Source organism: Vibrio nigripulchritudo (assembly GCF_027924785.1).
Classification (GTDB): Bacteria; Pseudomonadota; Gammaproteobacteria; order Enterobacterales; family Vibrionaceae; genus Vibrio; species Vibrio nigripulchritudo.
On sequence record NZ_AP027050.1, the window covers coordinates 1989466 to 2012190 of the forward strand.

The following is a 22725-nucleotide window of genomic DNA, read 5'->3' on the forward strand; positions in this document are numbered from 1 at the left end:
TTTCTTATTCTGTTAACTCACTATCTTTAGACACCAAATTCTTGGGTTGACCGCTAGCAAACGCAACGACGTTTTCGAACGCAATCTGGAAGTAGAGCTCGTAGCTGTTTTGTTCCACATAGCCTAAATGGGGAGTAGCAACAACATTTGGTAAGGTTAGAAGAGGTTCATTCTCGGGCGTTGCAGGTTCATTTTCAAACACATCCAAGGCGGCTTGTTTGGTGGGTACACGGACCAGTTCTTCATAAAGTGCATTTTGCTCAACCAGCTCTGCGCGACTAATATTCACGAACAAAGAGTCAGTTTTCATCTCCGCCAGGTCTTCTTGTCGCACAATGCCTCTGGTCACTTCATTCAAACGCAAATGAAGAGTAAGAATGTCTACCGACTGGAAAAACTCTTGCTTAGAATTTGCTGAAAGAAAACCATCTTCCTGCGCTTTTTGGCGTGAATTGTCACTGCCCCACACCATTACTTGCATACCAAATAACTTGGCAAACTGCGCAATGCGCTGACCTATTTTTCCGTATCCCCAAATACCTAGAGTCTGACCGTGTAATGTTCGCCCCAACCCCATAGACGATTGCTGCCATTGCCCTCGGGCTAATTGAGACGAATACGAAGGGATATGGCGCGACGCTGCCATAATCAGAGCCCAGCACAATTCCGATGGCGCGACAGGCGAACCTTTTCCTTCCGCAATTTCGACGCCATATTGATGGCACAGAGCTGGATCGATATGGTTACTGATTTTTCCCGTTTGGCTAATCAACTTAAGGTTCGGTAGACGAGCAAGCAGTGCATCTGTAATTTCTGTTCTTTCACGAATCAAAACCAATGCATCAAAAGGCTGTAACCTCTCTGCGAGACGTTCTGGATCTTTTATGGTGTCATTGAAAACGGTGACTTCATGATCTTTCAGTAAATCAAAACAACTGAGCTGAGTGACGGCATTCTGATAATCGACCAATATCGCGACTTTCAATGATTCCTCCTGATAAAACCTTCCATGATTCAGAGTTAAAGCGCTAACTAAAATCGAATTCGTTGTTGTGCAATTTCAATACGTTAACCAATGGTTCTTCCCAACCCAAACACTCTTTTAACTGCGCAACGATACCCTGTACGAATTGACGTTCCACGTTTATTTCAACTTTTAGCAGTGGGTAATTTTCTACCCCACCAATAGCACCAAATACGGGGCTGGAACCGAGCAACGCTCGATGCGATCCCGTTACAGAGCCAATCGCCCAGCAGTGATCGTAGTTGCCAATTTTATCGACGCCAGCTTCGTGCAGTGTACTGAGCACCTTGTCTTTTTGGTCTGGCTGACAAAATATTTCAAGTTTGTACATGTTAGATCCTTGCAAAAACGAAATGCGAAACCAGTTTGGGGATTTTTATAATTGGTGAGTACTGGAGATTCGCGCATTTCGGATAGATAAAGTCACCTTTTCATTGAGCGTTATCGTCTTTTCCCGACATTGTTCTGAACACTCAAAGAAAGTTTGGAAAAGTGAATATTTAATACAGTAATAGAGAACCTGAGTAGTGACTACTTGTGCTAGTTGAATGCTAGAGGGGAGTCACGACAAATTCTTAGTTGACCAATTTTAGAATTTACATGGTAAATACGAGCTAAAAGAAAAGGGGCTTTCGCCCCTTTAATCTGATCATCAGTTATTACTTACGCAGCGCATTCAGCTTCGCTTGAGCAATGCCAAACACCGAATCGATTGGGTAAGCACCTTCATCACCCAAATCGCCAGGTTTCTTCCCGGTAAAGATTTCGATGGCTTCGGTTACATGTTCAATCGCCCAGATGTGGAACTCGCCTTTTTCTACCGCCTCAACAATATCTGCACGCAGCATCAGGTTATGAACATTGGCTTGAGGGATAATGACACCTTGCGATGAGTTACGTCCTTTAATCACACATACGTCGAAGAAACCTTCGATTTTCTCGTTAACCCCACCAATTGGCTGAGACTCACCGAATTGGTTCATTGAACCCGTAATCGCGATGTCCTGGCGGTTTGGCAATTTAGAGAACGCCGAAACAATGGCACATAGTTCTGCCATGCTGGCACTATCGCCATCCACCCCACCGTACGACTGTTCAAACGTGATGTGAGTGGTTAACGGCACTCTAGCGGTTTTGCCAAATACGGAGGCTAAGTAAGCCGACAGAATCATAACACCTTTAGAGTGAATGTTACCGCCGAGATCAACGTTACGCTCGATATCGATCACCTCACCGTCACCATAGGCTGTAGTGGCTGAGATTCGGTTTGGTGCGCCAAACATATGATCGCTGGTGCTCAGTACCGACAACGCATTCACTTGCCCCACGGCTTCCCCTTCCGTCTTGATTAAGGTTGTTCCGTTGGTAAAGCTTTCCATTACACTGTCTTTCAACCTGCCTACTCGCATCTCCTGGCTAGCCAGCGCCTGTTCAACGTGGCTGGAACGAATCAAGTTCGATTTCGCCGCACGAGCTACGTAGTTTGATTCACGCAACAGGTTGGCGATATGCGCTGAGTGCAGTGAAAGCTTAGTGCAATCACCTGCTCGGCGGGAGCTGTGCTCGATGATTCTGGCGATGGCTTTTTTGTCGCAGTGCAGCATGCCATTATCGTGCACGATACTGGAAATAAAGCGCGCGTAATGAAGCTCCGCTTCCGGTGTTCGCGTCATCTCATCTTCAAAATCAGCGGTCACACGGAACAGTTCACCAAACTCCGCATCATAGTGCTGCAACAATTGATAGGTTCGGTAATCACCAAACAGGATAATTTTCACATCCAGCGGAATCGGTTCTGGATCGAGTGAAACCGCACCAGTTAGCGTTAACTCTTTCTCCAGTGAGGTCAGGCTGAGTTGGCGCGCGCGTAGGGCTCGTTTCAGACCATCCCAAACATAAGGTTGTTCCAGAACCTTCACCGCATCCATAAGCAGCACGCCACCATTGGCTTTATGCAGACTACCAGGACGAATTAGGGAGAAGTCGGTGAACACCGTTCCTTTAAAGGTCGCGGTTTCTGTATAACCGAACAAACTGTGATAGTTCGGGTTGTCTTCCACGATGATTGGGAAGTTTTCATCTTTCTGGCTGACAAGCACGTTGATTTTGTAGCGACGCGGTAGCTTTTTATCCAGTGCCGCGGTAGAGACTTCACCGTGTTCATTCGCTTCTTCAAGGAAGATATCAACGTTCTCGATGATGTCCTTTTGCAACTCGCTCAGGTACTTTTTCACCTCCGAGAAATCGGAATAGTCTTTTTTCAGTTGCTTGATGAAATGGCTGATTACATCCAGCGTTACTTCACTGTTCAGCTTGTGGATTTTCTCGGTGTACGCTTCTTCCCACTCCGTCAACTGACGAACCATGGAACGTAAGGAGATTTCCAGCGAATCGATGGTTTTATCGAAATAGTCCTGCTCTTTTAATGTGAGTTCATCAAAAGACTCTTCGGTATGCAGGTCTTCTCCATTCATGGCCACAAACTGGTAATCACCCTGATTGGTGATAGTTAAGCTGATACCACGCTCTTTCGCTTCTTTGCTAATGCCTTCCAGCTCGGTTTGCTGTTTGGCAGCAAGCTGGTTTTTCAGCTTATCAGCGCGTGAATAGTAGATTTCATTGTCAAAAGCCAACGGCATGGCTTTGACCAGTTTAGTCATCAGCTTTTCAATGTCTTTGCTCAGGCGGCTACCGACTCCAGCAGGCAACTTAAGCACTTTAGGGGTGCGGATATCTTCAAAATTGGCGACATAACACCAGTCGAATGTTGACTCGTTATCAACAGGGTGACGATTCAGATAACGCAACACCATGGTGCGCTTACCTAAGCCGTTACGGCCAATCGCGTAAATGTTGTAGCCTTTCTCTTTAATGGACATAGCGAACTCTACGGCTTTTTGCGCGCGCTCTTGTCCTACAATCTCGTCGATCGGCTCTATAGTCTTGGTTGACGAATATTCAAAATCTTCCGTTAAAGCTTGAACGTATAAGTCGTCTGATACCAGTTCTTTGATCCCCATAACGCCTCCTTACACTAGATTTTAGTTCTTGTTTTCTCTATCCATTGACAGAGCCTGATTAGGCTATGTGGCGACACAAAGGCGACAAAATTAAGCCGCCCATATTCAACAAGTTAGCATAGAGAATGGGTCTGAGATGTGGCTCAACTATCATTAGAGGGAATTTTAGGTTTAATTGCACATTTTATAACCAATCTAGGTTATATGGCAGATAAAGTCAGATCGGTTACGGATAAAGGTATAAGTTTCTTCAGATCGCTAGGTGCGTGAATAGCTAGGTGAAAGGTGAACGTTTTTATAGGTGAGGTGATGAAACATGGCGCCGTAAGTAAGAGGTAACTTCCAAAGGAGTTGGGCACCGACGCCATTTTTCTGATTGAATTAATCCAGTATCACAATGGTATTGATATCTTCTCCATCACCCCATCGTCTACATGTATTTAGTCCTGAGATCCGTACCGTTTTTCCTGACATTTTAGCCGCCAGAAGCTGGCTGAATTGCGACTTTCCAGCCGTTGATTGCTCATCGCGAATCAACCAATAATCTCGGGTAGCGCAAGCTGGGGAATTTGTTTTAGCCGATCCTCCTGTCAACGTGACAAGGTGTAGGTTGTCCGCAGCTCTAGCATATAGTGTGGCCACTTTCCCTGTTTGCTCACCCGCATTGACACTAAAAGAGGCCATACCGAGCACAGCCAATAACGTAATCGAAGTTTTCATTGTGTTTCCTAGATAGCTAATGGTGAAAAGCTGTTGTATAACACACTAAAATAGCGACAACAATTCACGAAAAACCTAACAAATCAATCAATTAAATAAAATTCACAGTAAGAGTTCAGGAAGAATAAGGGGTGTAACGCATAGAATATGCGGCTCGATACCAAGCACTAAATTTTCTAGATTAGGATCTGGAACGCAGAAAAGAAAAAAGCGACTCATAAACATGAGTCGCTTAGCAAAAATGAGGCAGACTGAAAATTTTCAACCTTGCCAAAAGCTATAAATTACACTGGAAGCAATGTGAGCAATGTCGTGTCAAACGGAATTAAGAATTGGCTTGTTAGGAACAAACTGTTTTCTTCTCCCCGCCGACAGGTAAACAATAGTCATTCTCATTTTCATTGTCAACAAAATATTGAGAATTATTCTCATCTGTTACATTTGATGCATAAGTGCTCTACTTCGAACTTAAAAAATGTTCTTTTCTATTCATTGGGTTAGCGACAACGAAAACGCGGTTCGCTCTTGAAAAAAAAGCGAACCGCGCATCAAAATTAATTGGATAATTTTGCTCTAAGCAATAAAAAGAACCATTAAACCATAGTTGGATCAGGGTCTAACCCCATCAATTCACGCCCAAAGATCTGCTTACACACGTCATAATCGGTGTATGCGTGAGCACCTGTCATGTGAGAATCGCGGAACAGCCGCTGTGCTTCGTTGTCTTCAAACCAAGAATTCCCGCCCATGGCTTCAAATAAGCGATCAACCGCTTCTATACACATTTTAACGGCATACGCCTGATTGGTGCGCCAATGTGCAAGCTTCTCGCGGTCTGGGTAACGTTTCTGTTCGCCGTACTCTTTATGTTCCTCCCACGTCTTTTCCAAAAATGCGCGCGCGGCGTTCACCTGATGAGTCGATTCCGCCAGCCTCATTAATGCAGGGGTTGCGGCACCCACATTCGCTCCTGTGTATGCACGAACACGGTTCTGGGTCTTTTCTTTGAATACGGTCAGCATGCGCTCGGCAATACCTAAACTCACCGCTGAGAAACCACAGGCAAAATATGGACGGTAAGGGGCATAGAAAATCTTGCTGTCAGGATACAAGTCGAACCCAGCGGATTTGCCTTCCATCATATCTTTTGCGGCTTCGATACGATGTTCAGGAATAAACACGTCTTCTAAAATTAAGGTTTTGGTTCCGCTGGATTTCATGCCTGCCGCAAACCAATCATCTTGAATGGCATATTCACTTCTTGGCACAACGCCAAATGAGTAGATGCGTTCCCCCTGAATGCCTTCGCGCCAGAAACCTAAAATCGCCCATTCGGCATGGTCACAACCACTGCTCCAACGCATATGCCCGTTAAACAGTACCCCACCTTCTACTTCCACAATTTTGCCAAACGGTGCAATGCTGCTACTTGCCGTGGCGTCAGGGTTTTCTCCCCAGAACTCTTCTTGCGCTTGCTGAGAGAACATCGCCATCTGGTGACTGTGTGTGGCAAGCAAACTCGCTGCCCATGCAGTTCCGCCACACGCGCCAGCTAACGCTGCTACACAATTGGTAAACTCCGGAAGTGAGACTTCTAAACCACCGTAAGCTTTTGGCTGCAAGGCACGGTGGAAATTGATGCTTTTTAGAAGCCGAATGTTCACTTCCGGAGGGGTTCTGTCTCGCTCTGCCATGGCAGCATTTTCGGCAATGGTTGGGAGAATCTTATTTAGTTCTTCAAGTAAAGGATTTTGAGTATTCATAATTCGTCTCACATTATTGTATTTTTAAAATAAACGTTGGTACTTTTTAATTAAGCCGCCGTTGCTTGTGCATTTTTAACCGTTCTAAATTCACGATTAAAATAAATAAGGGCGTCTTTACTTGAATTAATATTGATGTCTTCAATTTCTACATAAAATACAGAATGCGTACCCACTTCATTAACAGACTTTATTCTTCCTTCGAGGTTTGCAATCGCACCATCCAGTTTTGGCACACCAATTTCAGAGAGCGTCCAATCTGGTAACTGGAAACGTTCATCCATGGTCAGCTTTGTCATTCCCGCAAAATGATATGACATAGGCTCTTGTTCCTGACTGCAAATGTTAATACAAACGTTCTCATTTTCTCGGAACTTATCGTGACTGCCACTTTGTTGGTTTACGCACACCAGCATGGTTGCTGGACTATCACTCACTGAACATACTGCCGTTGCAGTAATACCGCCCAAGCCTGCCTTTCCTCCAGTGGTCACGATGTTTACCGCAGCTGCAAGATTTGACATGGCATCTCTAAATATTTTTTGTTTATCCTGTTCCATTTTCATATTCCCTTCGAGTGTAGGATCACAATTCCATATTAGATAAAGGGGGATATTTAGATATGGCTTTTCCTATTAATGGATTGCACTTTTCAACCTCATTAAAACTCAAAATAAATTTAAATATCTGAAATAGATATAAATATTAACAATCAATAATACCAAGCGAATTATCCAAGAGTTTTTACTTAATGAATCTATTTGATATAGATAAATACAACTTAGCCAAAATTAGAATCACCCAATTGAATAATTAAAATAAGGAAGTCGTATGCTCACTAAGGAAGAAATACAGAGCGCAGCTCAAAAACTGTATCAAGCGGAACTCAGTCGACAACAAATCCCAGCATTAACCTTGTCTCACCCAGAAATGACCATGGATGACGCCTATGCCATACAGAAAAACTGGGTGGATCAAAAGATCGAAAACGGCGCTCAGGTGAAAGGCTACAAGATAGGGCTAACCTCTCGTGCAATGCAGATGGCTGTCAACATTGACCAGCCGGATTTCGGCGTGCTTCTGGATGACATGTTCTTTCCAGATGGCGCACAAATTCCGGCGGGAGATTTCCTCGACCCCCGCATTGAAGTCGAACTTGCCTTTGTGTTGAAAGCCCCGCTCAAAGGCGAAAACGTCACCATCTTTGATGTTCTCAATGCTACCGATTACGTGGTACCGGCCATTGAGCTGATTGCCGCACGATGCCACCGAACCGACCCAGAAACTGGGTACACCCGCAAGGTGTACGACACCATCGCAGACAACGCAGCCAATGGTGGAATCATCATTGGCGGACGCCCGATTCGCCCCGACGAAATGGACATTCGCTGGGCAGGTGCCGCTCTGTACCTCAATGGCCAAATCGAAGAAACCGGATTGGCGTCTGGCGTGCTTGGGCACCCTGCCAACGGCATATGCTGGGTGTGCAAACGCTTTGCGCCGCATGGGATTGGCTTAGAAGCGGGGCAAGTGATTTTGTCTGGCTCTTTCACCCGCCCTGTTGCCGTGAAAGCAGGCGACACGGTGCATGCCGATTACGGTCCGTTAGGCGGAATTTCTGTGTCTTTCGTGTAAGGAACCGTCATGAAGAACACATTTAAGAACAAATTGATTCATCACGAATTGCAATGGGGTTTGTGGCAAGGGTTGCCAGATCCTACCTGCGCAGAAATTTGTGCCGGTGCAGGCTTCGACTGGCTGCTTCTGGACGGAGAGCACGCCCCTTTTGAGCTAGGCGATCTTCTTGCCAGCCTACGTGCGATTGCCCCCTACTCCGCTGCCCCGATTGTTCGCCCTGCTGAGGGCAACACCACGGTCATCAAACGGTTACTCGATATCGGCGCACAAACGCTTCTAATACCAATGGTTGATACAGCTGAACAAGCGCAATCGCTAGTGTTGGACTGTCGCTACCCACCAGCAGGTCGCCGCGGCATGGGTAGTTCACTGGCTCGCGCTGCACGTTGGAATCAAATTCCGAACTATGTTCATCAGGCCAACGACAACGTGTGCTTGCTGGTTCAGGCAGAAACGCAAACGGCTCTCGACAATCTCGAAGCCATTGTTTCGGTCGACGGTGTGGATGGCGTGTTTATCGGTCCGACGGATTTGTCAGCCTCCATGGGGCATGTGGGCAATCCAGACCACCCTGATGTAGAGGCAGCGATTGAAAAGGCGATTCGCACCATCCGAGAAGCAGGAAAAGCCGCAGGGATCTTATGCCTGAACCCGGAAAAAGCGCAGCACTACGCAGATTGTGGCGCCAGCTTTATAGGCATTGGAGTCGACACATTGCTGCTTTCCAACGGTGCGAAAGCCCTCGTTTCTCGCTTTAAAGGACAACAAGATACCGCGCCAACAAGCAGCGGATACTAAATAAGGATTCTCATGACGATTCTACCTGACAGCAGCTCAAAACTCGTTTGTGTCGCACTCAATGACGTACGTCACCGCGAAATCTGGAGCGATAAGTTTCAACAGCCCCCATACAAAGCGCTGCCGACTGAACCCGTTTTATATTTTAAGCCTCGAAACACCTGGAACAAAGACAACTCACTGATCCCAATGGATGCTCCCAACGCACCGCTTGTGGTCGGCGCAAGCCTTGCGTTACTGGTTGGAAAGAGTTGCCAACGTGTCAGCCGAGAGGACGCATTGCAATACATCAGTGGCATCAGTGTGGTGCATGACATTTCGTCTCCAGAAGAAAGCTACTACCGACCAGATATTTTGGGTAAAGGCATCGACAAATCAGCAGCCATGAATGGCAACTGGCAGCCTGTCAGCTTGCTCGACTCGCCAACGAAAGCCGTGGTCTCGACCAAAATCAATGGCAAATGGCGAGGCGATATCTCTACAGATCAATTTGAGATGAGCATTCCCGAATTGATCGAACGTATTTCTCGCATCATGACGCTAGAGCCCGGGGACATCATCGCCCCTTGTTTCCACGGCGAACGTATTCCGGTTCGCGCCGGAGACAAAATCGAATCCAGCATCAATGGGCATCACCATCTAACCAGCCGTTTAGGGGAGTCACACGCATGAAAACCGCACGCATTTTGAAAAACGGCAAAACGCTCAACGTCACCATTGATGCCGAAGGTCATTTGATTGGTCCCGATGGTCATGTTGTTCCCCAAAACGACATCACATGGCTTTGCCCGATTGAAAACCCGGGCACTATTTTCGCTCTCGGGCTCAACTACGCAGATCACGCATCAGAACTGGCTTTTTCAGCACCTGAAGTCCCATTGGTATTCATCAAAGGGGCGAATACCTTGACCGGGCACCGTTGCAACACCTACCGGCCTGACAATGTGGACTTTATGCATCACGAGTGTGAGCTGGTCGCAGTCATCGGGAAAAAAGGCAAGAACATCGCCAAAGAAGACGCGATGGATTATGTCGCCGGATACACCATCTGCAACGACTTCGCGATACGCGATTACCTGGAAAATTATTATCGCCCGAACCTGAAAGTAAAAAGCCGCGATTCACTCTGCCCGATTGGTCCATGGCTAATCAGTAAAGACCAATTACCCGATATCGATAACCTCGCACTGGAAACGCGAGTGAATGGTGAAGTCGTCCAGACGGGCAACACCAATGACATGATTTTCAGCGTGCCAGAGTTGATTGCCTACCTCAGCCAAACCCTGACATTACAGCCGGGTGACATGATTGCAACGGGGACGCCAAAAGGTCTGAAAGACACCCAACCCGGTGATGTTGTGGACTGCTCCATTGAAGGGCTGGGGACGCTCACCACCTACATGGTCAGTGAAACGGAATATTTTGAACGCAAGGATTAAGCAAAATGACAACTTTAGACTCTCAAATCACCAAAGCCCGAGAATATCTGGCGAGATTCAAAACCGACACCCTAGGTCACTTCATCAATGGCGAGTGGACGCTGGGTAGCGGCGAAGACACCTTTGAAAACCAAAGCCCGATTAACAACAAACGCTTGGGAACCGTCGTCAAAGGCAGTGCAGAAGATGTGAATCAAGCCTGCCTTGCTGCTCAGAACGCTTTCGAGGAATGGGCAAACTTCTCCGGAGCCAAACGACGTCAAATCTTGCATAAGCTGGCAGATGAAATTGAACGCCGCGCAGAAGAAATCGCGCTGGTAGAATCGGTAGACTGCGGACAAGCATTTCGCTTCATGAAACAGGCAGCCGTTCGCGGCGCAGCAAACTTCCGTTTTTTTGCAGATAAAGCACCAGAAGCAAAGAACGGCGACTCACTGTTTCAGGAATCCCACACCAACTTCACGGTGAGAACGCCAATAGGCCCTGTGGGTGTCATCACACCCTGGAATACACCGTTCATGCTCTCCACGTGGAAAATTGCGCCAGCACTTGCCGCCGGTTGTACCGTTGTTCACAAGCCTGCGGAATTCAGCCCTCTCAGCGCGGCTATTCTCGCGGAATGTGCGCAAGCAGCCGGATTGCCAAATGGTGTGTGGAACATGGTGAACGGGTTTGGTGAAGTCGCAGGCAAAGCGCTGACTGAACACCCCGCGATCAAAGCCGTCGCGTTTGTGGGCGAAACCACCACAGGTTCTATGATTCAGGCGCAAGGCGCTCCAACGTTAAAACGTGTCCATTTCGAATTAGGCGGCAAAAACCCCGTCTTAGTATTTGACGATGCCGACATAGAACGCGCATTGGATGCCGTGGTCTTTATGATTTACAGCCTTAACGGTCAACGCTGTACCAGTTCTAGCCGACTGCTGCTTCACTCGTCCATCAAAGACACCTTCATTGCCAAGTTGAAAGAGCGGGTCAGTCTTCTGAAAGTCGGTCACCCGCTGGATGTGAACACCGAAGTCGGTCCACTGATTCACCCAACTCACCTCGATAAAGTGCTGAGCTACCTGGACTCTGCCGAGCAAGAAGGTGCCAACGTCTTACGTGGCAGTATTTCATCAGATGCCCCTGAAGATGGTTATTACTTTGCACCCGCGCTCATCATTGATGTCGACAACAAAATGAAAGTCGCGTGTGAGGAGATCTTTGGCCCTGTGCTTTCTGTCATCACCTTCGATAACGAAGAACAGGCAATCCAGATCGCCAACGATACCCCTTATGGGTTGGCTGCGTATATCTGGACAGGCGACACCGGCCGCTCTTTGCGCTGTGCCCACAAAATCGAAGCAGGCATGGTCTGGGTCAACTCCGAAAACAACCGCAACCTTCCCTCCCCGTTTGGTGGCATGAAGATGTCAGGGGTAGGACGAGACGGAGGTGACTGGAGTTTCGATTTCTACATGGAAACCAAAAACATCTGTATTGCTCACGACCTGCACACCGTACCGAAACTGGGTAAGGAGAGCTAAATGCCTCATTTCGTGATGGAGTACTCCGCCAATCTCGATTCGGATATCAACTTCCCAGATTTATTCGAAAAATTGGCAAACGTCGCTCAAACAACCGGCGTTTTTCCTCTCGGTGGAATCCGAATTCGAGCGCATCGCTGTGAACAGTTTCGGGTCGCTGAGGGCGATCCGGAAAACCGCTTTTTGCAGCTTTCCATCAAGGTAGGCAGTGGGCGAACCGAAGACACACTCAAAGACGTGGGTGACACCATACACGCCTTTATGACGGATTATCTCGCCTCTGTTTTTGAACGCCACTACCTGAGTTTTGGGCTGGAGATTACGGAGCTCCACCCAACCCTGAATTACAAGAAGAACAACATTCATCAAAAGCTGGCGAAGTGAGCATCGTGCTGATCCGTTCAGCGCGAATCAAATGATCCAATGAATGGAAAGAATCCAACGTGAAACACAAGGAGAATGATTATGGGTGAACTGGTCATTGCAGCCAAAATCACACACGTTCCAACCATGCTAATGTCGGAACAACCCGGTCGACTGTTCGGTTGTCGCCAGCAGGCCATCGACGGTCACAAGCATCTCGCGGCACTGGCGAAAAAGAACAACGTTGATACCATTGTGGTGCTCGACACGCACTGGCTGGTGAACGCGGGTTATCACGTCAACGCCAATAAAAGCTTCGACGGCATCTACACCAGCCACGAGTTTCCGCACTTTATTCAAAACCTCGCTTACCACTACGACGGCAACCCGGATTTGGGCGATGCCATTGCAGAGAAAGCGATGGCCAAAGGCGTGCATACCCTTTCTCACCAGGTTGAAACACTCGACCTGGAATACGGCACCTTAGTGCCAATGCGTTACATGAACGACGACGCCCACTTCAAAGTCGTGTCCATTGGTGGATGGTGTGCAGTACACAGCATCGAATCGTCTCGCCAGGTCGGTGAAGCGATCCGAGAAGCCATTGAGGAGAGCGACAGCCGAGTCATGCTTCTGGCTTCAGGGTCTCTGTCTCACCGAATCTGGGATAACGACGACTACGAAGCCAACAACGGCACCTTCACTATTTCTCGTGAGTTTAACCGCCAAATGGATTTGCGTGTGTTGGAGCTTTGGGAGAAAGGGGAAATAAAAACCTTCCTGGAAATGTTACCTGACTATGCCGAGCTGTGTTCTGGCGAAGGTGGCATGCACGATACCGCCATGCTGTTCGGCGCACTTGGCTGGGACAGCTACCAAGGGAAAGGCACCTTAATTGGCGAATATTTCCCCAGCTCTGGAACGGGTCAAGCCAACGTTCTGTTTACGGTCTAACTACCAACCTTAATCATTGCGCCCTTCCCCCTTCCTGAGGGCGCTTTTTTGCAAAGGAGCGCACGATGAAATTAAACGATCCAACTTTGTTTCGACAACGATGCCTGATCAACGGTGAATGGGTGGGCGACGGTGCCCAGTTTGATCAAATTTACAACCCCGCTGATAACAGCGTAGTGGGGTTTGTTCCCCGTTTAGGCAGCGAAGAAACACAGGCAAGCATAAACGCAGCAGAGCGGGCACAAAAAGGCTGGAAAGCTCAAACCGCCAAAACGCGTTCGCAAATCCTGCGTCGCTGGTATGAATTGATGCTCGAACATCAGGACGATCTCGCCTCCATCCTGACGACGGAACAGGGCAAGCCGTTTGCCGAAGCAAAAGGTGAAATAGCCTATGCCGCCAGCTTTATCGAATGGTTTTCGGAAGAAGCAAAGCGCACTTACGGAGAAACCATTCCAAGCCACAAAGCCGATGCGCGGATTGTGGTCACCAAAGAACCCATTGGTGTCGTAGGCGCGATCACCCCTTGGAATTTCCCAGCCGCCATGATCACGCGAAAATGCGGTCCTGCTCTGGCAGCGGGCTGTGCGGTCGTATTAAAACCCGCTCCCGAAACCCCTTTTACTGCGCTCGCACTGGGTGAGCTTGCGATTCGGGCAGGCATACCTGCTGGCGTATTAAACATCATCACCGGAGACGCCGTTCAAATCGGAGGAGCACTCACGCAAAGCCCTATCGTCCGAAAAATCAGTTTCACGGGCTCGACTCACGTGGGCAAGATTCTGATGAATCAATCATCGGATACGGTGAAAAAGTTGTCTTTGGAACTGGGCGGGAACGCGCCGTTCATTGTGTTCGATGACGCCGATCTGGACTCAGCGGTTCAGGGCTTAATGGTCGCCAAATACCGTAATGCTGGGCAAACCTGCGTGTGTGCCAATCGCATTTTTGTGCACCGCAAGGTTCACGAGGCCTTCATTGCTAAGTTCAAAACGGCGGTGGAAGCCTTACAAGTCGGGGACGGATTTCGTGCCGATGTTCAGATAGGGGCGATGATCAACCAAGCGGCTGTCACCAAAGTATGCGAACACGTCCAAAATGCCCTAGAGCAAGGCGCAACGCTGATTTCTGGTGATCCTAATCCCCCCAAAGACCTTTTCCTTAATCCGTTAATCGTCACCGACATGAACGACGACATGCACGCGGCGAATGAAGAAACCTTTGGTCCACTCGCGGCGATTTTCCCCTTCGATTCAGAGCAGGAAGTAATTGAACGCGCCAACGATTCCGATTCTGGCTTGGCAGCGTATTTCTATACCCAATCCCTTGCCCGAGCATGGCGAGTCGGAGAAGCACTCGAAGCAGGTATGGTTGGCATCAATGAAGGTCTGATTTCGACTGAAGTCGCACCATTTGGCGGCATCAAATCGTCGGGATTAGGGCGCGAAGGCGCTCGTCAGGGCATCGAGGATTATCTGGAAACCAAGTACATGTTAATGGGCGGATTATAAAATTTTCCTTTTAAGTTAATGAGTTAACCAACCTCATCCCGATGGTTGATATAGCCCCAAAACAAAACTTGGCTAAATGGGAGCCATACCTCAAATGGAAATCAGAAGAATAAGATTATGGAACACTTAAATTCTCTTACCTACTACGCAGCAACGAAGAAATACGATTTATCGTTCCCTTCTTTGGAACAGGATATTGATGTCGATGTGGTGATCATTGGCGGTGGTTTCACAGGCATTAACACCGCGCTTGAACTCGCAGAAAAAGGCATCACAGACATTGCGGTACTGGAAGCCAAGCACCTGGGTTACGGCGGTACTGGTCGTAATGGTGGCCAAATCATGGCTGGGCTTGGGCACGACATCGACACGGTGAAAAAACACGTGGGTAAAGACGGGCTGGAAGAGCTCTTCAAGCTTGGCAATATCGGCGCAAGCATCATTCGCGAACGTGTTGAGAAGTACAACATCGACGCCGATTTCTGTCAGGGTTACGCTTACCTGGGTTTTAACCGTCGCCAGGAAAAAACCCTTCGAGCCTGGCAAGAAGAGTTTAAAAAAGCCACACCGGATGAAGAGATCACCCTGCACACCGGATCGGAAGTGCAAGAAGTCATTGGCTCTCCTGCCTATTCCTGCGCGCTCAAACACATGGATGCGGGTCATATTCACTCTCTGAACTTGCTGCTCGGTGAAGCCAAAGCTGCGTCAGAGCTGGGCGTATCCATCTACGAGAACACTCAAGCCCTTGACGTTCAATATGGTGAACGTATCAAAGTGCGCACAGCCCGAGGAACCGTAACGGCAAATAAGTTGCTTTGGGCGTGTAATGGCTTCTTACAGGGGATGGAGTCGCACCTTCACAAGCACACCATCAATACTTATGCGTTTCAAATGGCAACTGAGCCACTTTCTGATGAGATGATCGAACGCATCAGCCCGATTCGCGGTGCTTATAGCGACATTCGTCCGGTGATCGACTACTACCGTGTCACCAAAGAAAACCGCTTGCTGTTTGGCAGTGCCACTCGTTGGGTGGAATACATGCCACAAGATCTAAAAGCATGGAACCGTAAACACATGCTCACCATTTTCCCATACCTCAAAGACGTAAAAATCGACATGGCTTGGGGCGGTCCTTTGTGCTGCAGCGCCAACCTGTTTCCTCAGGTAGGCACACTTCCTGATCACGACAATGTGTTTTATGTGCAGGGCTATTCCGGTTTTGGCGTCACCCCGAGCCACATCGTCTGCAAGGTATTAGCGGAAGGTATGAGTGAGAAAACCGATCGCTACAACCTTGTCAGCTCTGTTCCTCTGACTCGCGTGATTGGCAAAGACGTCGCACGCCCGTTGCTGGTAACCAGTGGCAAGCTGTTCCACCAAATCTCGGGATACTGGTTGGGCAGACGATAGCTATCCCCGCAAGACAATCACTATTCGAAGTAAAGAAATCAACAAAAGGAAATCTCATGAAACCGATCCTACTAAACCAACCTCTTCCGGAAATGATGTCTGTAGGCAGCATTGAAAACTTAGGCTCTGAAGTTATCTCTGGCGATCCTCAAGCCGAAGTGGCGATGATTTCAGGCGCTCCTGAAGACGCCGTGAGCTGCGGCTTGTTCGGCTGTTCAAAAGGCGAGTTCCGCATGCAATACCCGTTTACTGAGCACGCAACCGTGCTGGAAGGAGAAGTAGAGCTGACTAATGAAGAAACAGGAATCTCTCACACCTACGTGAAGGGCGACTCTTGGTTTGTAGAACAAGGCACCAAAGTTCGCTGGAACATCGTGTCTCCTAAATTCGTGAAGCATTATCTGGCGGTCGCACAGTAATCACGGTTTGACGCTTCTTCGCTGATGACCCCTTAACCGTAAGCGAAGAAGCATTTTTAGGGAGGAGCATGAACATGAAAAACGCTGCCAGCAAGCACATTCCCAATATCGATATTGGTCAGGCTTACGATCGTCGTTACATCGACAGCGAAGTTCACTTCGAACAGATTCAAAACCTCGCACAATTTTTCGGTCACGACATGCCTGTGCATTATCACGACCGTTTTTACCAAATTCATGTGGTGATGTCGGGAGAGATTCGGTTGCAACTGGACAACCGCACCTACCAGTGTGAAGGCCCGGTTCTGTTTTTCACTCCGCCAACCGTGCCTCACGGCTTCACTATTTCCACCGAAACAGAAGGGTATGTGCTGACCATTCGTCAGCAATTCGTCTGGCAAATACTCAGCCAGTGCATGGCGCTAAACGATAAAGGGCTGTTCGCCACCAAAGGCATATGCATTCCATTTAAAAAACACAGTAACGCATTAAAGCGTACTCTGGCGTACCTCACTCTGCTTGAAGACGAACACGAACAGGAACGCACAGAAAAAGCCAAAGCCATGTATGCCTTGGTGCGCTTGATTCTGATTGAGATCATTCGAATGTCTGGCGAGTCGGATTCGCATTCTTCTATACGCGATATAGATGCCCAGATATTTCATCAGTTCCACCAGCTTATCGAAGCCAATTTTGTTAAACACTGGACCTTATCCCGCTATGCCACCGAGCTGTGCGTGACCGAATCTCGGCTCAACAGCATATGCCAGCGTGTGAGCAGTAAATCCGCTAAGCGCCTAGTTAATGAGCGCGTGCTGCAAGAGTCCAAACGTCTGATTGGGCTAACTCAAAAACCCATTACGCAGATTGGTTACGAACTCGGGTTTCAAGACCCCGCCTACTTCGCTCGCTTTTTCCGCCGCATGTCGGGGGTCACAGCCAGCAACTATCGAGAAAGTCAGCAAAGGCAAGCGGTCAGTTGACCCGCCCCTTCGCATTATCATCAGGAGAATTTGTTATGGATAACCGCTTTGGATTGATCATAAACGGGCAAAAACGCGACGGCGACCTGCCGCCCCGACCCGTAATAAATCCTGCCACCGGAGAGGTGCTGCGTAACGCCCCAGAAGCATCAGTCAAACTGCTTAACCTCGCAGTGGAATCGGCACAAGTCGCGTTCAAAAGCTGGAAAAATGTCAGCCATATCACTCGCAAAGCCATGCTGACCGAGATTGCCGACAAAATCGAAGGCGCTACAGAAGAACTGGCAACACTGATTGTGGAAGAGCAGGGAAAGCCGCTTGATCTGGCGATGATGGAAGTGGGTGGAGCCGTAGCGTGGACTCGCTACGCCGCCGATGCCGACGTGCCTGTTAAAGTCATTCAGGATGACGCCAACAAACGCATTGAACTTCACCACAAGCCCATCGGCGTTGTCGCTTCCATAACACCTTGGAACTGGCCAATGATGATTGCCGTCTGGCATGTTATGCCAGCGTTGCGTACAGGCAACTGCGTCATCATCAAACCATCTGAATTAACACCATTCAGCACCTTAAAAATGATTGAGATAATGGCGGACGTGTTGCCCGACGGCGTTATCAATGTGCTGTCTGGTGGTGGCGAGCTGGGTCAGGCGATCAGCGAACATAAAGACATTAACAAGATTGTGTTCACAGGCTCCACAGCGACGGGGCAGCGCATCATGAGTGCCGCGTCGACCAACCTGAAACGCTTAACCTTGGAGCTGGGTGGCAATGACGCAGCTATTGTCCTTCCGGGCAGCAGCATCAACGACATTGCTCAGCCACTGTTCCAGACCTCTTTCATCAATATGGGGCAGACCTGCGCTGCTCTGAAGCGCCTGTATGTCCACGAAAGCCAATACGACCAAGTATGCCAGGCGCTGGCAGACATTGCTTCTGCACAAACCGTCGGTAACGGGCTGGATGAAGGCGTCACCTTTGGACCTGTCCAGAACCGTAACCAATTCCAGAAAGTGCAAGAGCTGATTGAAGATGCCGTCGCACAAGGTGCAAAAGTGCTTTCCGGAGGCAAACCACTGGATGAATCTGGCTATCTTTTCCCACCCACGATCGTCACCAATGTCTCCAACGGAGTTCGCATTGTGGATGAAGAGCAATTCGGTCCGGTTCTTCCCGTCATTCCTTATCAAACCGTTGAACAAGCCATCCAGTTGGCCAACGACAGCGACTTGGGACTGGGCGGCTCAGTTTGGGGCAGTGATGTCGATCAGGCTCAAATGGTCGCTGCGCAACTGGAATGCGGCACTGTGTGGGTAAACGGTCACGCCGAAGTTCTGCCTCACGCGCCATTTGGCGGCAACAAGATGTCGGGTTTTGGCGTGGAGTTTGGCGAGGAAGGGCTGTTAGAAAATACCCAACCTCAGCTGATTAATATCAACCGCTAGAAAGGGTTAGCACAGCCTCATCCCAATGGTTGATACCTGAGGTCCTTGGGATGAATTTGAATGGTTCAATACACAAAGAATGTGGAGGCAATGGACATGCTTACGGAAGTGAACACCATTATTTATGCGTCGGACATGCAAAAAGGCAGTCGCCCTGCGTTTCGTAACGCGGTTCAGCAAGCCATCAAGCACGATGCCAAAATCGTGTTTCTGCATGCCATTCCTCCCATTGGTGAACTCACTCAGCAAGTCATGGTGAGTTATCTGCCAAAGAAAGCGAACCAAAAGCATACCGAACAAATTCTGGCGGAAGCGCACAACCATATTCAGGCACGCATCCAAAACTTTCTGGACAGCGAACTGGATAGCCTCAGCGCCTTAAAACAGCCACCAGACATTGAATCGCAAATAGGTGAACCTCACGAGGTGATCCTCTCTGCAGCAAAGCAACACAATGCGCAACTTATTGTGATGGGAGACAGGGAAGCAAACGCCATTTCGCGTCTGTTTCTGGGCTCAACTGCCCTCAAAGTCATCAGTCAGAGTGACATCCCTGTCCTTATCGTCCCTCTCAGTCAAACACAATAAAGGGAAGTTTATGAAACGTGTAACTAAAGCCATGAAGGCTGCTCTTATCGCTGCCGGTCTGATGACCACCTTTGCAGCCACATCCGCCAATTACCCTAACCGTCCGGTGAAATTCGTGGTGCCCTGGCCACCTGGGGATCTGGAAGATATCCTGACTCGCGTTATCGCAGAAGAGATGTCGAAAGAAACGGGCAAACCCGCATCTGTCGTCAACAAACCCGGAGGTGGGGGTGTAGTCGGGGCAACCGACGTATCTCGCTCTCGCCCAGACGGCTTAGTGATCGGCTCTTTTGTGGCAGACATACTGACAACACAGGTACTGTTTGGCACGGCACCTTTTGACCAAAACAGCTTTGAACCTGTAGGGATTTTCCTCGATTACCCATTCGCTATTGCGGTTAAGTCCGATGCACCCTACAACAACCTCGAAGAACTGGCCGCATACTCTAAAAGTAACAAAGTCACGTTAGGTCACTTCGGTTATCAAGCTCTGCCAACGGCAATTACCTTTAAAGCGGCTGATCAGATTGGGATTAAGTTCTCCTCTGATGCTCCGTTCGATGTGTTGGATTGTTCAACCTTGGCAAATGGCGATGCCGACGTCATCAACACCACCACACAGCTGATTTTGGCGTGTCTGAACTCGGGTGATGTAAAGCTTCTGACGTCTATCAGCCGCGACCGCTTGTCCATAACACCGGATGTGGCGACGTTAGCGGAACAAACGGGCATCACCCAGACTACGTGGAACGGCTTGTTTGTGAAGAAAGGCACCCCTCAAAACATCAAAGACAAGATCGCAGGTATCGCTGAAAAAGCGTTGCAGGCAGACCGTGTTAAAGAGATCAGCATGAACACCGGTGCCGGCGTGTACTGGTTGGGTGGCAAAGATGCCGAAGCCTTGCTGGCAAAAGATTTTGAACAAGCGAAATCGCTGCTCAACTTCATGAACCAGTAAGACCAGAGGGGGTACTGCCCCCTTTGTAAGGAGTGCCGTATGATCTCTGAACCCCAATCTATAGAACAACCTTCCACCTCGCCTGAGTCCAGCCCTACATGGACTCGGGCGACCGGTGGTATTTTTGTTTTGTTCGCCATCGCTGGCGTGCTATTGCTTTGGCAGCTTCCAAACGAAGCCGCTTGGGTGAAAACCAAGCGAGGCTGGTATACCCAACCTATGATGGGACCTGCGTTGGGTTTGGGTGTGTTTGTTCTGTTTGCTGTATTGAAAGTCTTTCAGCACCTTCGGCAATTTCACCTTCATCCACTCAAAGCCCTTGATTCCGGTGCTGACGCTGTCGCCAGCTATCGAGTTGCCATCATCGCCAGCGCATTATTCGCGCTCTATATCCATTCTTTGTCGATCATGGGCTTTGCCCCTGCTACCTGGCTGTTTGTACTGACTCTTTTGTGGGTGAGCCGACTTTTGAATGGGTTCTGGATACTCACCAGTTTAGTTAGCGTGGCTGCTGTGGTGCTGATTTTCAGAGTCATGCTCAACCTTTGGTTACCGGATGTCTGGCTGTACGGGTTACTGGCAGAAGAATGGTCACTGTTTGCTAACCAGTATCTGTAAGGAGACGACATGGAAGCATTAATGTTAGGGCTTGCGGAAGTCGGCACGGTTAGCGTCATTACTGCCATATTGCTGGGTGCGCTGATCGGCGTAACCATTGGATCGATTCCGGGGTTAGAGCCCGCTGGCGTTATGGCGATTTTACTGCCCATCAGTTTTTCTATGGAGCCTTTAGCGGGCGTCAGCCTTCTGGTCGGGGTATACGGCGGCGCATGGTATGGCGGTGCTATTCCGGCTATTTTGATGAATACCCCGGGTACTCCAGTGGCGGTGCTCACCACATACGATGGCTACCCCATGACCAAGCGGGGCGAAGGCAAGAAAGCTTTGTCTATCGCTTATTCCGCATCTTTTGTGGGCGGTTTGGTCAGCATCATGTCTCTGGTGTTTTTAGCGCCTGTCCTGTCTCAGATCGCCGCCAATTTTGGTTCGGCTGAGTTTGCCATGCTGGCATTACTGGGCATGGTGTTTGTGGTGCTGGCGCACCGTAACCAAGTATTGGATGCCGCCATGATGCTGGGGCTTGGGATCTTCTTTGGCTCTATTGGTGTGGATCGCTCCTACAACACTCTCACCTATACCTTTGGTCAGGAATGGTTGCTCGGTGGTATTCCTCTTGTACCAGCGGTGATCGGCTTGTTTGCTATGTCGCAAGCGTTTGTGCTGCTCTCCCAAAAAGGCGGAGATTCTAAAGCCACCAAACTTGAGGGCGAAGGCTACTTTTCGGGGCTGATTACGCTGGCTAAACACAAGGTAACCGTTGCGCGCTCCGCCATTCTTGGGGTCGTCATGGGCTTGTTACCTGGTGTTGGGGAATTTGGTTCTCAGTTTTTCTCTTATACCCTTGCGCAAAAGTTTTCAAAAACACCTGAAAAATTCGGAGACGGCGCAGAAGAAGGGCTGATTGCCTCGGAAACGTCCAACAATGCGGTGACTGCGTCGGTAATGATTCCCCTACTCGCGTTTGGCATTCCAGCCGATGCCCTGATGGCGATGTTGCTGGCGGTATTTATGGTGCACAACTACATTCCCGGTCCTACGCTGTTTGTGGAACGCCCAGAGTTTATCTCTGGTCTGTACTTGTCTCTATTGCTGATCAATATCGTGGTATTTGTTTACCTCACCTTTGCCACAAAATGGATCGTCAACTTAACCCGAATTCGCGGTCGCTTTATTGGTGCTTTTATCTTGGTGCTGGGTTTTATTGGCAGTTACAGCCAAAACTACCAATTTTCTGATGCCATGATCGCGCTCGGGTTTGCAGGATTGGGTTACGTTTTACGTAAGAAAAACATCCCCGCCGTACCTGTTGTACTGGGATTGGTGTTGGGCCCTGTCTTTCTGGTGCGGATGCGTCAGGCGTTAGGGGTAGCAGATGGCGATTTAAGTATTCTGGTCACTCGCCCTATCAGCGCTACGTTACTGGGACTGACCGTATTGTCGATCGTCGTTTACGCTCTGTCGCTGAAGAAAAAGGCTTCCTAAACAAAAAAATCCCGCAACCCAATGGTTGCGGGATTTTCGTCAGAAACGGGG

Annotated in this window: 22 protein-coding genes; 16 read left to right on the top strand and 6 right to left on the bottom strand. The window is 48.9% G+C overall.

From position 1 onward, the window contains the following. Positions 1–4: 4 nt before the first annotated feature. The 6 genes from QMG91_RS27245 to hpaC form a co-directional block, all read right to left on the bottom strand. Positions 5–985, bottom strand: coding sequence for a D-2-hydroxyacid dehydrogenase family protein (locus QMG91_RS27245; RefSeq protein ID WP_281831145.1), 981 nt, complete (start codon positions 983–985; stop codon positions 5–7). A 43-nt stretch (positions 986–1028) separates the two neighbouring features. Then, positions 1029–1355: a YqfO family protein gene (locus tag QMG91_RS27250; protein ID WP_022595903.1), complete on the bottom strand. Its 327-nt coding sequence runs from the start codon at positions 1353–1355 to the stop codon at positions 1029–1031. A 328-nt stretch (positions 1356–1683) separates the two neighbouring features. After that, positions 1684–4044, bottom strand: a complete 2361-nt coding sequence (locus QMG91_RS27255; RefSeq protein ID WP_022562059.1) for a Lon protease family protein — start codon at positions 4042–4044, stop codon at positions 1684–1686. 381 nt (positions 4045–4425) lie between these two features. Beyond that, entirely contained in the window at positions 4426–4764 is a 339-nt protein-coding gene (locus QMG91_RS27260; protein WP_022562060.1) for a hypothetical protein, read from the bottom strand. A 593-nt stretch (positions 4765–5357) separates the two neighbouring features. Further along, the gene (locus tag QMG91_RS27265) at positions 5358–6527 is read right to left on the bottom strand and encodes a p-hydroxyphenylacetate 3-hydroxylase oxygenase component (protein WP_022562061.1); all 1170 of its coding nucleotides are present in this window, start codon (positions 6525–6527) and stop codon (positions 5358–5360) included. Between the two features lie 50 nt (positions 6528–6577). Continuing rightward, positions 6578–7087, bottom strand: a complete 510-nt coding sequence (hpaC, locus tag QMG91_RS27270; protein WP_022562062.1) for a 4-hydroxyphenylacetate 3-monooxygenase, reductase component — start codon at positions 7085–7087, stop codon at positions 6578–6580. A 271-nt stretch (positions 7088–7358) separates the two neighbouring features. Between hpaC and hpaH the strand changes: the two genes are divergently transcribed. The 16 genes from hpaH (at position 7359) to QMG91_RS27350 (ending at position 22674) form a co-directional block, all read left to right on the top strand. After that, on the top strand, positions 7359–8162 hold the full coding sequence (gene hpaH / locus QMG91_RS27275) for a 2-oxo-hept-4-ene-1,7-dioate hydratase (protein ID WP_281831149.1): 804 nt from the start codon (positions 7359–7361) through the stop codon (positions 8160–8162). A 9-nt stretch (positions 8163–8171) separates the two neighbouring features. Continuing rightward, the gene (hpaI, locus tag QMG91_RS27280; RefSeq protein ID WP_281831151.1) at positions 8172–8963 is read left to right on the top strand and encodes a 4-hydroxy-2-oxoheptanedioate aldolase; all 792 of its coding nucleotides are present in this window, start codon (positions 8172–8174) and stop codon (positions 8961–8963) included. 12 nt (positions 8964–8975) lie between these two features. Further along, the gene (locus QMG91_RS27285; RefSeq protein WP_281831152.1) at positions 8976–9635 is read left to right on the top strand and encodes a fumarylacetoacetate hydrolase family protein; all 660 of its coding nucleotides are present in this window, start codon (positions 8976–8978) and stop codon (positions 9633–9635) included. Beyond that, positions 9632–10402 carry a fumarylacetoacetate hydrolase family protein gene (locus QMG91_RS27290; RefSeq protein WP_200768011.1) on the top strand — a complete coding sequence of 257 codons (771 nt, stop codon included), beginning with the start codon at positions 9632–9634 and terminating at the stop codon, positions 10400–10402. The genes QMG91_RS27285 and QMG91_RS27290 overlap by 4 nt, the downstream gene beginning before the upstream one ends. Positions 10403–10407: 5 nt before the next feature. After that, on the top strand, positions 10408–11931 hold the full coding sequence (gene hpaE, locus QMG91_RS27295) for a 5-carboxymethyl-2-hydroxymuconate semialdehyde dehydrogenase (protein WP_281870287.1): 1524 nt from the start codon (positions 10408–10410) through the stop codon (positions 11929–11931). Next, entirely contained in the window at positions 11932–12315 is a 384-nt protein-coding gene (locus tag QMG91_RS27300; RefSeq protein WP_281831156.1) for a 5-carboxymethyl-2-hydroxymuconate Delta-isomerase, read from the top strand. It abuts the gene before it with no gap. 81 nt (positions 12316–12396) lie between these two features. Next, a complete protein-coding gene (gene hpaD / locus QMG91_RS27305; protein WP_281831157.1) occupies positions 12397–13248 on the top strand; it encodes a 3,4-dihydroxyphenylacetate 2,3-dioxygenase in 852 nt (283 codons plus the stop codon). A 65-nt stretch (positions 13249–13313) separates the two neighbouring features. Next, the gene (locus QMG91_RS27310; RefSeq protein WP_281831159.1) at positions 13314–14759 is read left to right on the top strand and encodes an NAD-dependent succinate-semialdehyde dehydrogenase; all 1446 of its coding nucleotides are present in this window, start codon (positions 13314–13316) and stop codon (positions 14757–14759) included. A 117-nt stretch (positions 14760–14876) separates the two neighbouring features. Further along, complete coding sequence (locus QMG91_RS27315; RefSeq protein ID WP_281831161.1) at positions 14877–16175, top strand: NAD(P)/FAD-dependent oxidoreductase; 1299 nt, start codon at positions 14877–14879, stop codon at positions 16173–16175. A 56-nt stretch (positions 16176–16231) separates the two neighbouring features. Next, positions 16232–16594, top strand: coding sequence for a cupin domain-containing protein (locus QMG91_RS27320; RefSeq protein ID WP_022562073.1), 363 nt, complete (start codon positions 16232–16234; stop codon positions 16592–16594). A 68-nt stretch (positions 16595–16662) separates the two neighbouring features. Beyond that, on the top strand, positions 16663–17577 hold the full coding sequence (hpaA, locus tag QMG91_RS27325; RefSeq protein ID WP_281831163.1) for a 4-hydroxyphenylacetate catabolism regulatory protein HpaA: 915 nt from the start codon (positions 16663–16665) through the stop codon (positions 17575–17577). Positions 17578–17612: 35 nt separating this feature from the next. After that, the gene (locus tag QMG91_RS27330) at positions 17613–19025 is read left to right on the top strand and encodes an aldehyde dehydrogenase family protein (protein WP_281831165.1); all 1413 of its coding nucleotides are present in this window, start codon (positions 17613–17615) and stop codon (positions 19023–19025) included. 60 nt (positions 19026–19085) lie between these two features. Beyond that, positions 19086–19613 carry a universal stress protein gene (locus tag QMG91_RS27335; protein ID WP_281831167.1) on the top strand — a complete coding sequence of 176 codons (528 nt, stop codon included), beginning with the start codon at positions 19086–19088 and terminating at the stop codon, positions 19611–19613. A 10-nt stretch (positions 19614–19623) separates the two neighbouring features. Continuing rightward, positions 19624–20571, top strand: coding sequence for a tripartite tricarboxylate transporter substrate binding protein (locus QMG91_RS27340; protein ID WP_004405575.1), 948 nt, complete (start codon positions 19624–19626; stop codon positions 20569–20571). Positions 20572–20610: 39 nt separating this feature from the next. Next, on the top strand, positions 20611–21189 hold the full coding sequence (locus QMG91_RS27345; protein ID WP_281831169.1) for a tripartite tricarboxylate transporter TctB family protein: 579 nt from the start codon (positions 20611–20613) through the stop codon (positions 21187–21189). Between the two features lie 9 nt (positions 21190–21198). Continuing rightward, on the top strand, positions 21199–22674 hold the full coding sequence (locus QMG91_RS27350) for a tripartite tricarboxylate transporter permease (RefSeq protein ID WP_281831171.1): 1476 nt from the start codon (positions 21199–21201) through the stop codon (positions 22672–22674). Positions 22675–22725: the final 51 nt, after the last annotated feature.

What these genes read in the sequence shown, in the direction of transcription:
- QMG91_RS27340 (WP_004405575.1), top strand. Translation starts at nt 19,624, where the DNA reads ATGAAACGTGTAACTAAAGCCATGAAGGCTGCTCTTATCGCTGCCGGT.
- QMG91_RS27335 (WP_281831167.1), top strand. Translation starts at nt 19,086, where the DNA reads ATGGTTCAATACACAAAGAATGTGGAGGCAATGGACATGCTTACGGAA.
- QMG91_RS27345 (WP_281831169.1), top strand. Translation starts at nt 20,611, where the DNA reads ATGATCTCTGAACCCCAATCTATAGAACAACCTTCCACCTCGCCTGAG.
- QMG91_RS27320 (WP_022562073.1), top strand. Translation starts at nt 16,232, where the DNA reads ATGAAACCGATCCTACTAAACCAACCTCTTCCGGAAATGATGTCTGTA.
- QMG91_RS27315 (WP_281831161.1), top strand. Translation starts at nt 14,877, where the DNA reads ATGGAACACTTAAATTCTCTTACCTACTACGCAGCAACGAAGAAATAC.
- hpaD (WP_281831157.1), top strand. Translation starts at nt 12,397, where the DNA reads ATGGGTGAACTGGTCATTGCAGCCAAAATCACACACGTTCCAACCATG.
- hpaA (WP_281831163.1), top strand. Translation starts at nt 16,663, where the DNA reads ATGAACATGAAAAACGCTGCCAGCAAGCACATTCCCAATATCGATATT.
- hpaE (WP_281870287.1), top strand. Translation starts at nt 10,408, where the DNA reads ATGACAACTTTAGACTCTCAAATCACCAAAGCCCGAGAATATCTGGCG.
- QMG91_RS27285 (WP_281831152.1), top strand. Translation starts at nt 8,976, where the DNA reads ATGACGATTCTACCTGACAGCAGCTCAAAACTCGTTTGTGTCGCACTC.
- QMG91_RS27265 (WP_022562061.1), bottom strand. Translation starts at nt 6,527, where the DNA reads ATGAATACTCAAAATCCTTTACTTGAAGAACTAAATAAGATTCTCCCA.
- hpaC (WP_022562062.1), bottom strand. Translation starts at nt 7,087, where the DNA reads ATGGAACAGGATAAACAAAAAATATTTAGAGATGCCATGTCAAATCTT.
- QMG91_RS27250 (WP_022595903.1), bottom strand. Translation starts at nt 1,355, where the DNA reads ATGTACAAACTTGAAATATTTTGTCAGCCAGACCAAAAAGACAAGGTG.
- QMG91_RS27330 (WP_281831165.1), top strand. Translation starts at nt 17,613, where the DNA reads ATGGATAACCGCTTTGGATTGATCATAAACGGGCAAAAACGCGACGGC.
- QMG91_RS27350 (WP_281831171.1), top strand. Translation starts at nt 21,199, where the DNA reads ATGGAAGCATTAATGTTAGGGCTTGCGGAAGTCGGCACGGTTAGCGTC.
- QMG91_RS27310 (WP_281831159.1), top strand. Translation starts at nt 13,314, where the DNA reads ATGAAATTAAACGATCCAACTTTGTTTCGACAACGATGCCTGATCAAC.
- QMG91_RS27300 (WP_281831156.1), top strand. Translation starts at nt 11,932, where the DNA reads ATGCCTCATTTCGTGATGGAGTACTCCGCCAATCTCGATTCGGATATC.
- QMG91_RS27260 (WP_022562060.1), bottom strand. Translation starts at nt 4,764, where the DNA reads ATGAAAACTTCGATTACGTTATTGGCTGTGCTCGGTATGGCCTCTTTT.
- QMG91_RS27255 (WP_022562059.1), bottom strand. Translation starts at nt 4,044, where the DNA reads ATGGGGATCAAAGAACTGGTATCAGACGACTTATACGTTCAAGCTTTA.
- QMG91_RS27290 (WP_200768011.1), top strand. Translation starts at nt 9,632, where the DNA reads ATGAAAACCGCACGCATTTTGAAAAACGGCAAAACGCTCAACGTCACC.
- hpaI (WP_281831151.1), top strand. Translation starts at nt 8,172, where the DNA reads ATGAAGAACACATTTAAGAACAAATTGATTCATCACGAATTGCAATGG.
- hpaH (WP_281831149.1), top strand. Translation starts at nt 7,359, where the DNA reads ATGCTCACTAAGGAAGAAATACAGAGCGCAGCTCAAAAACTGTATCAA.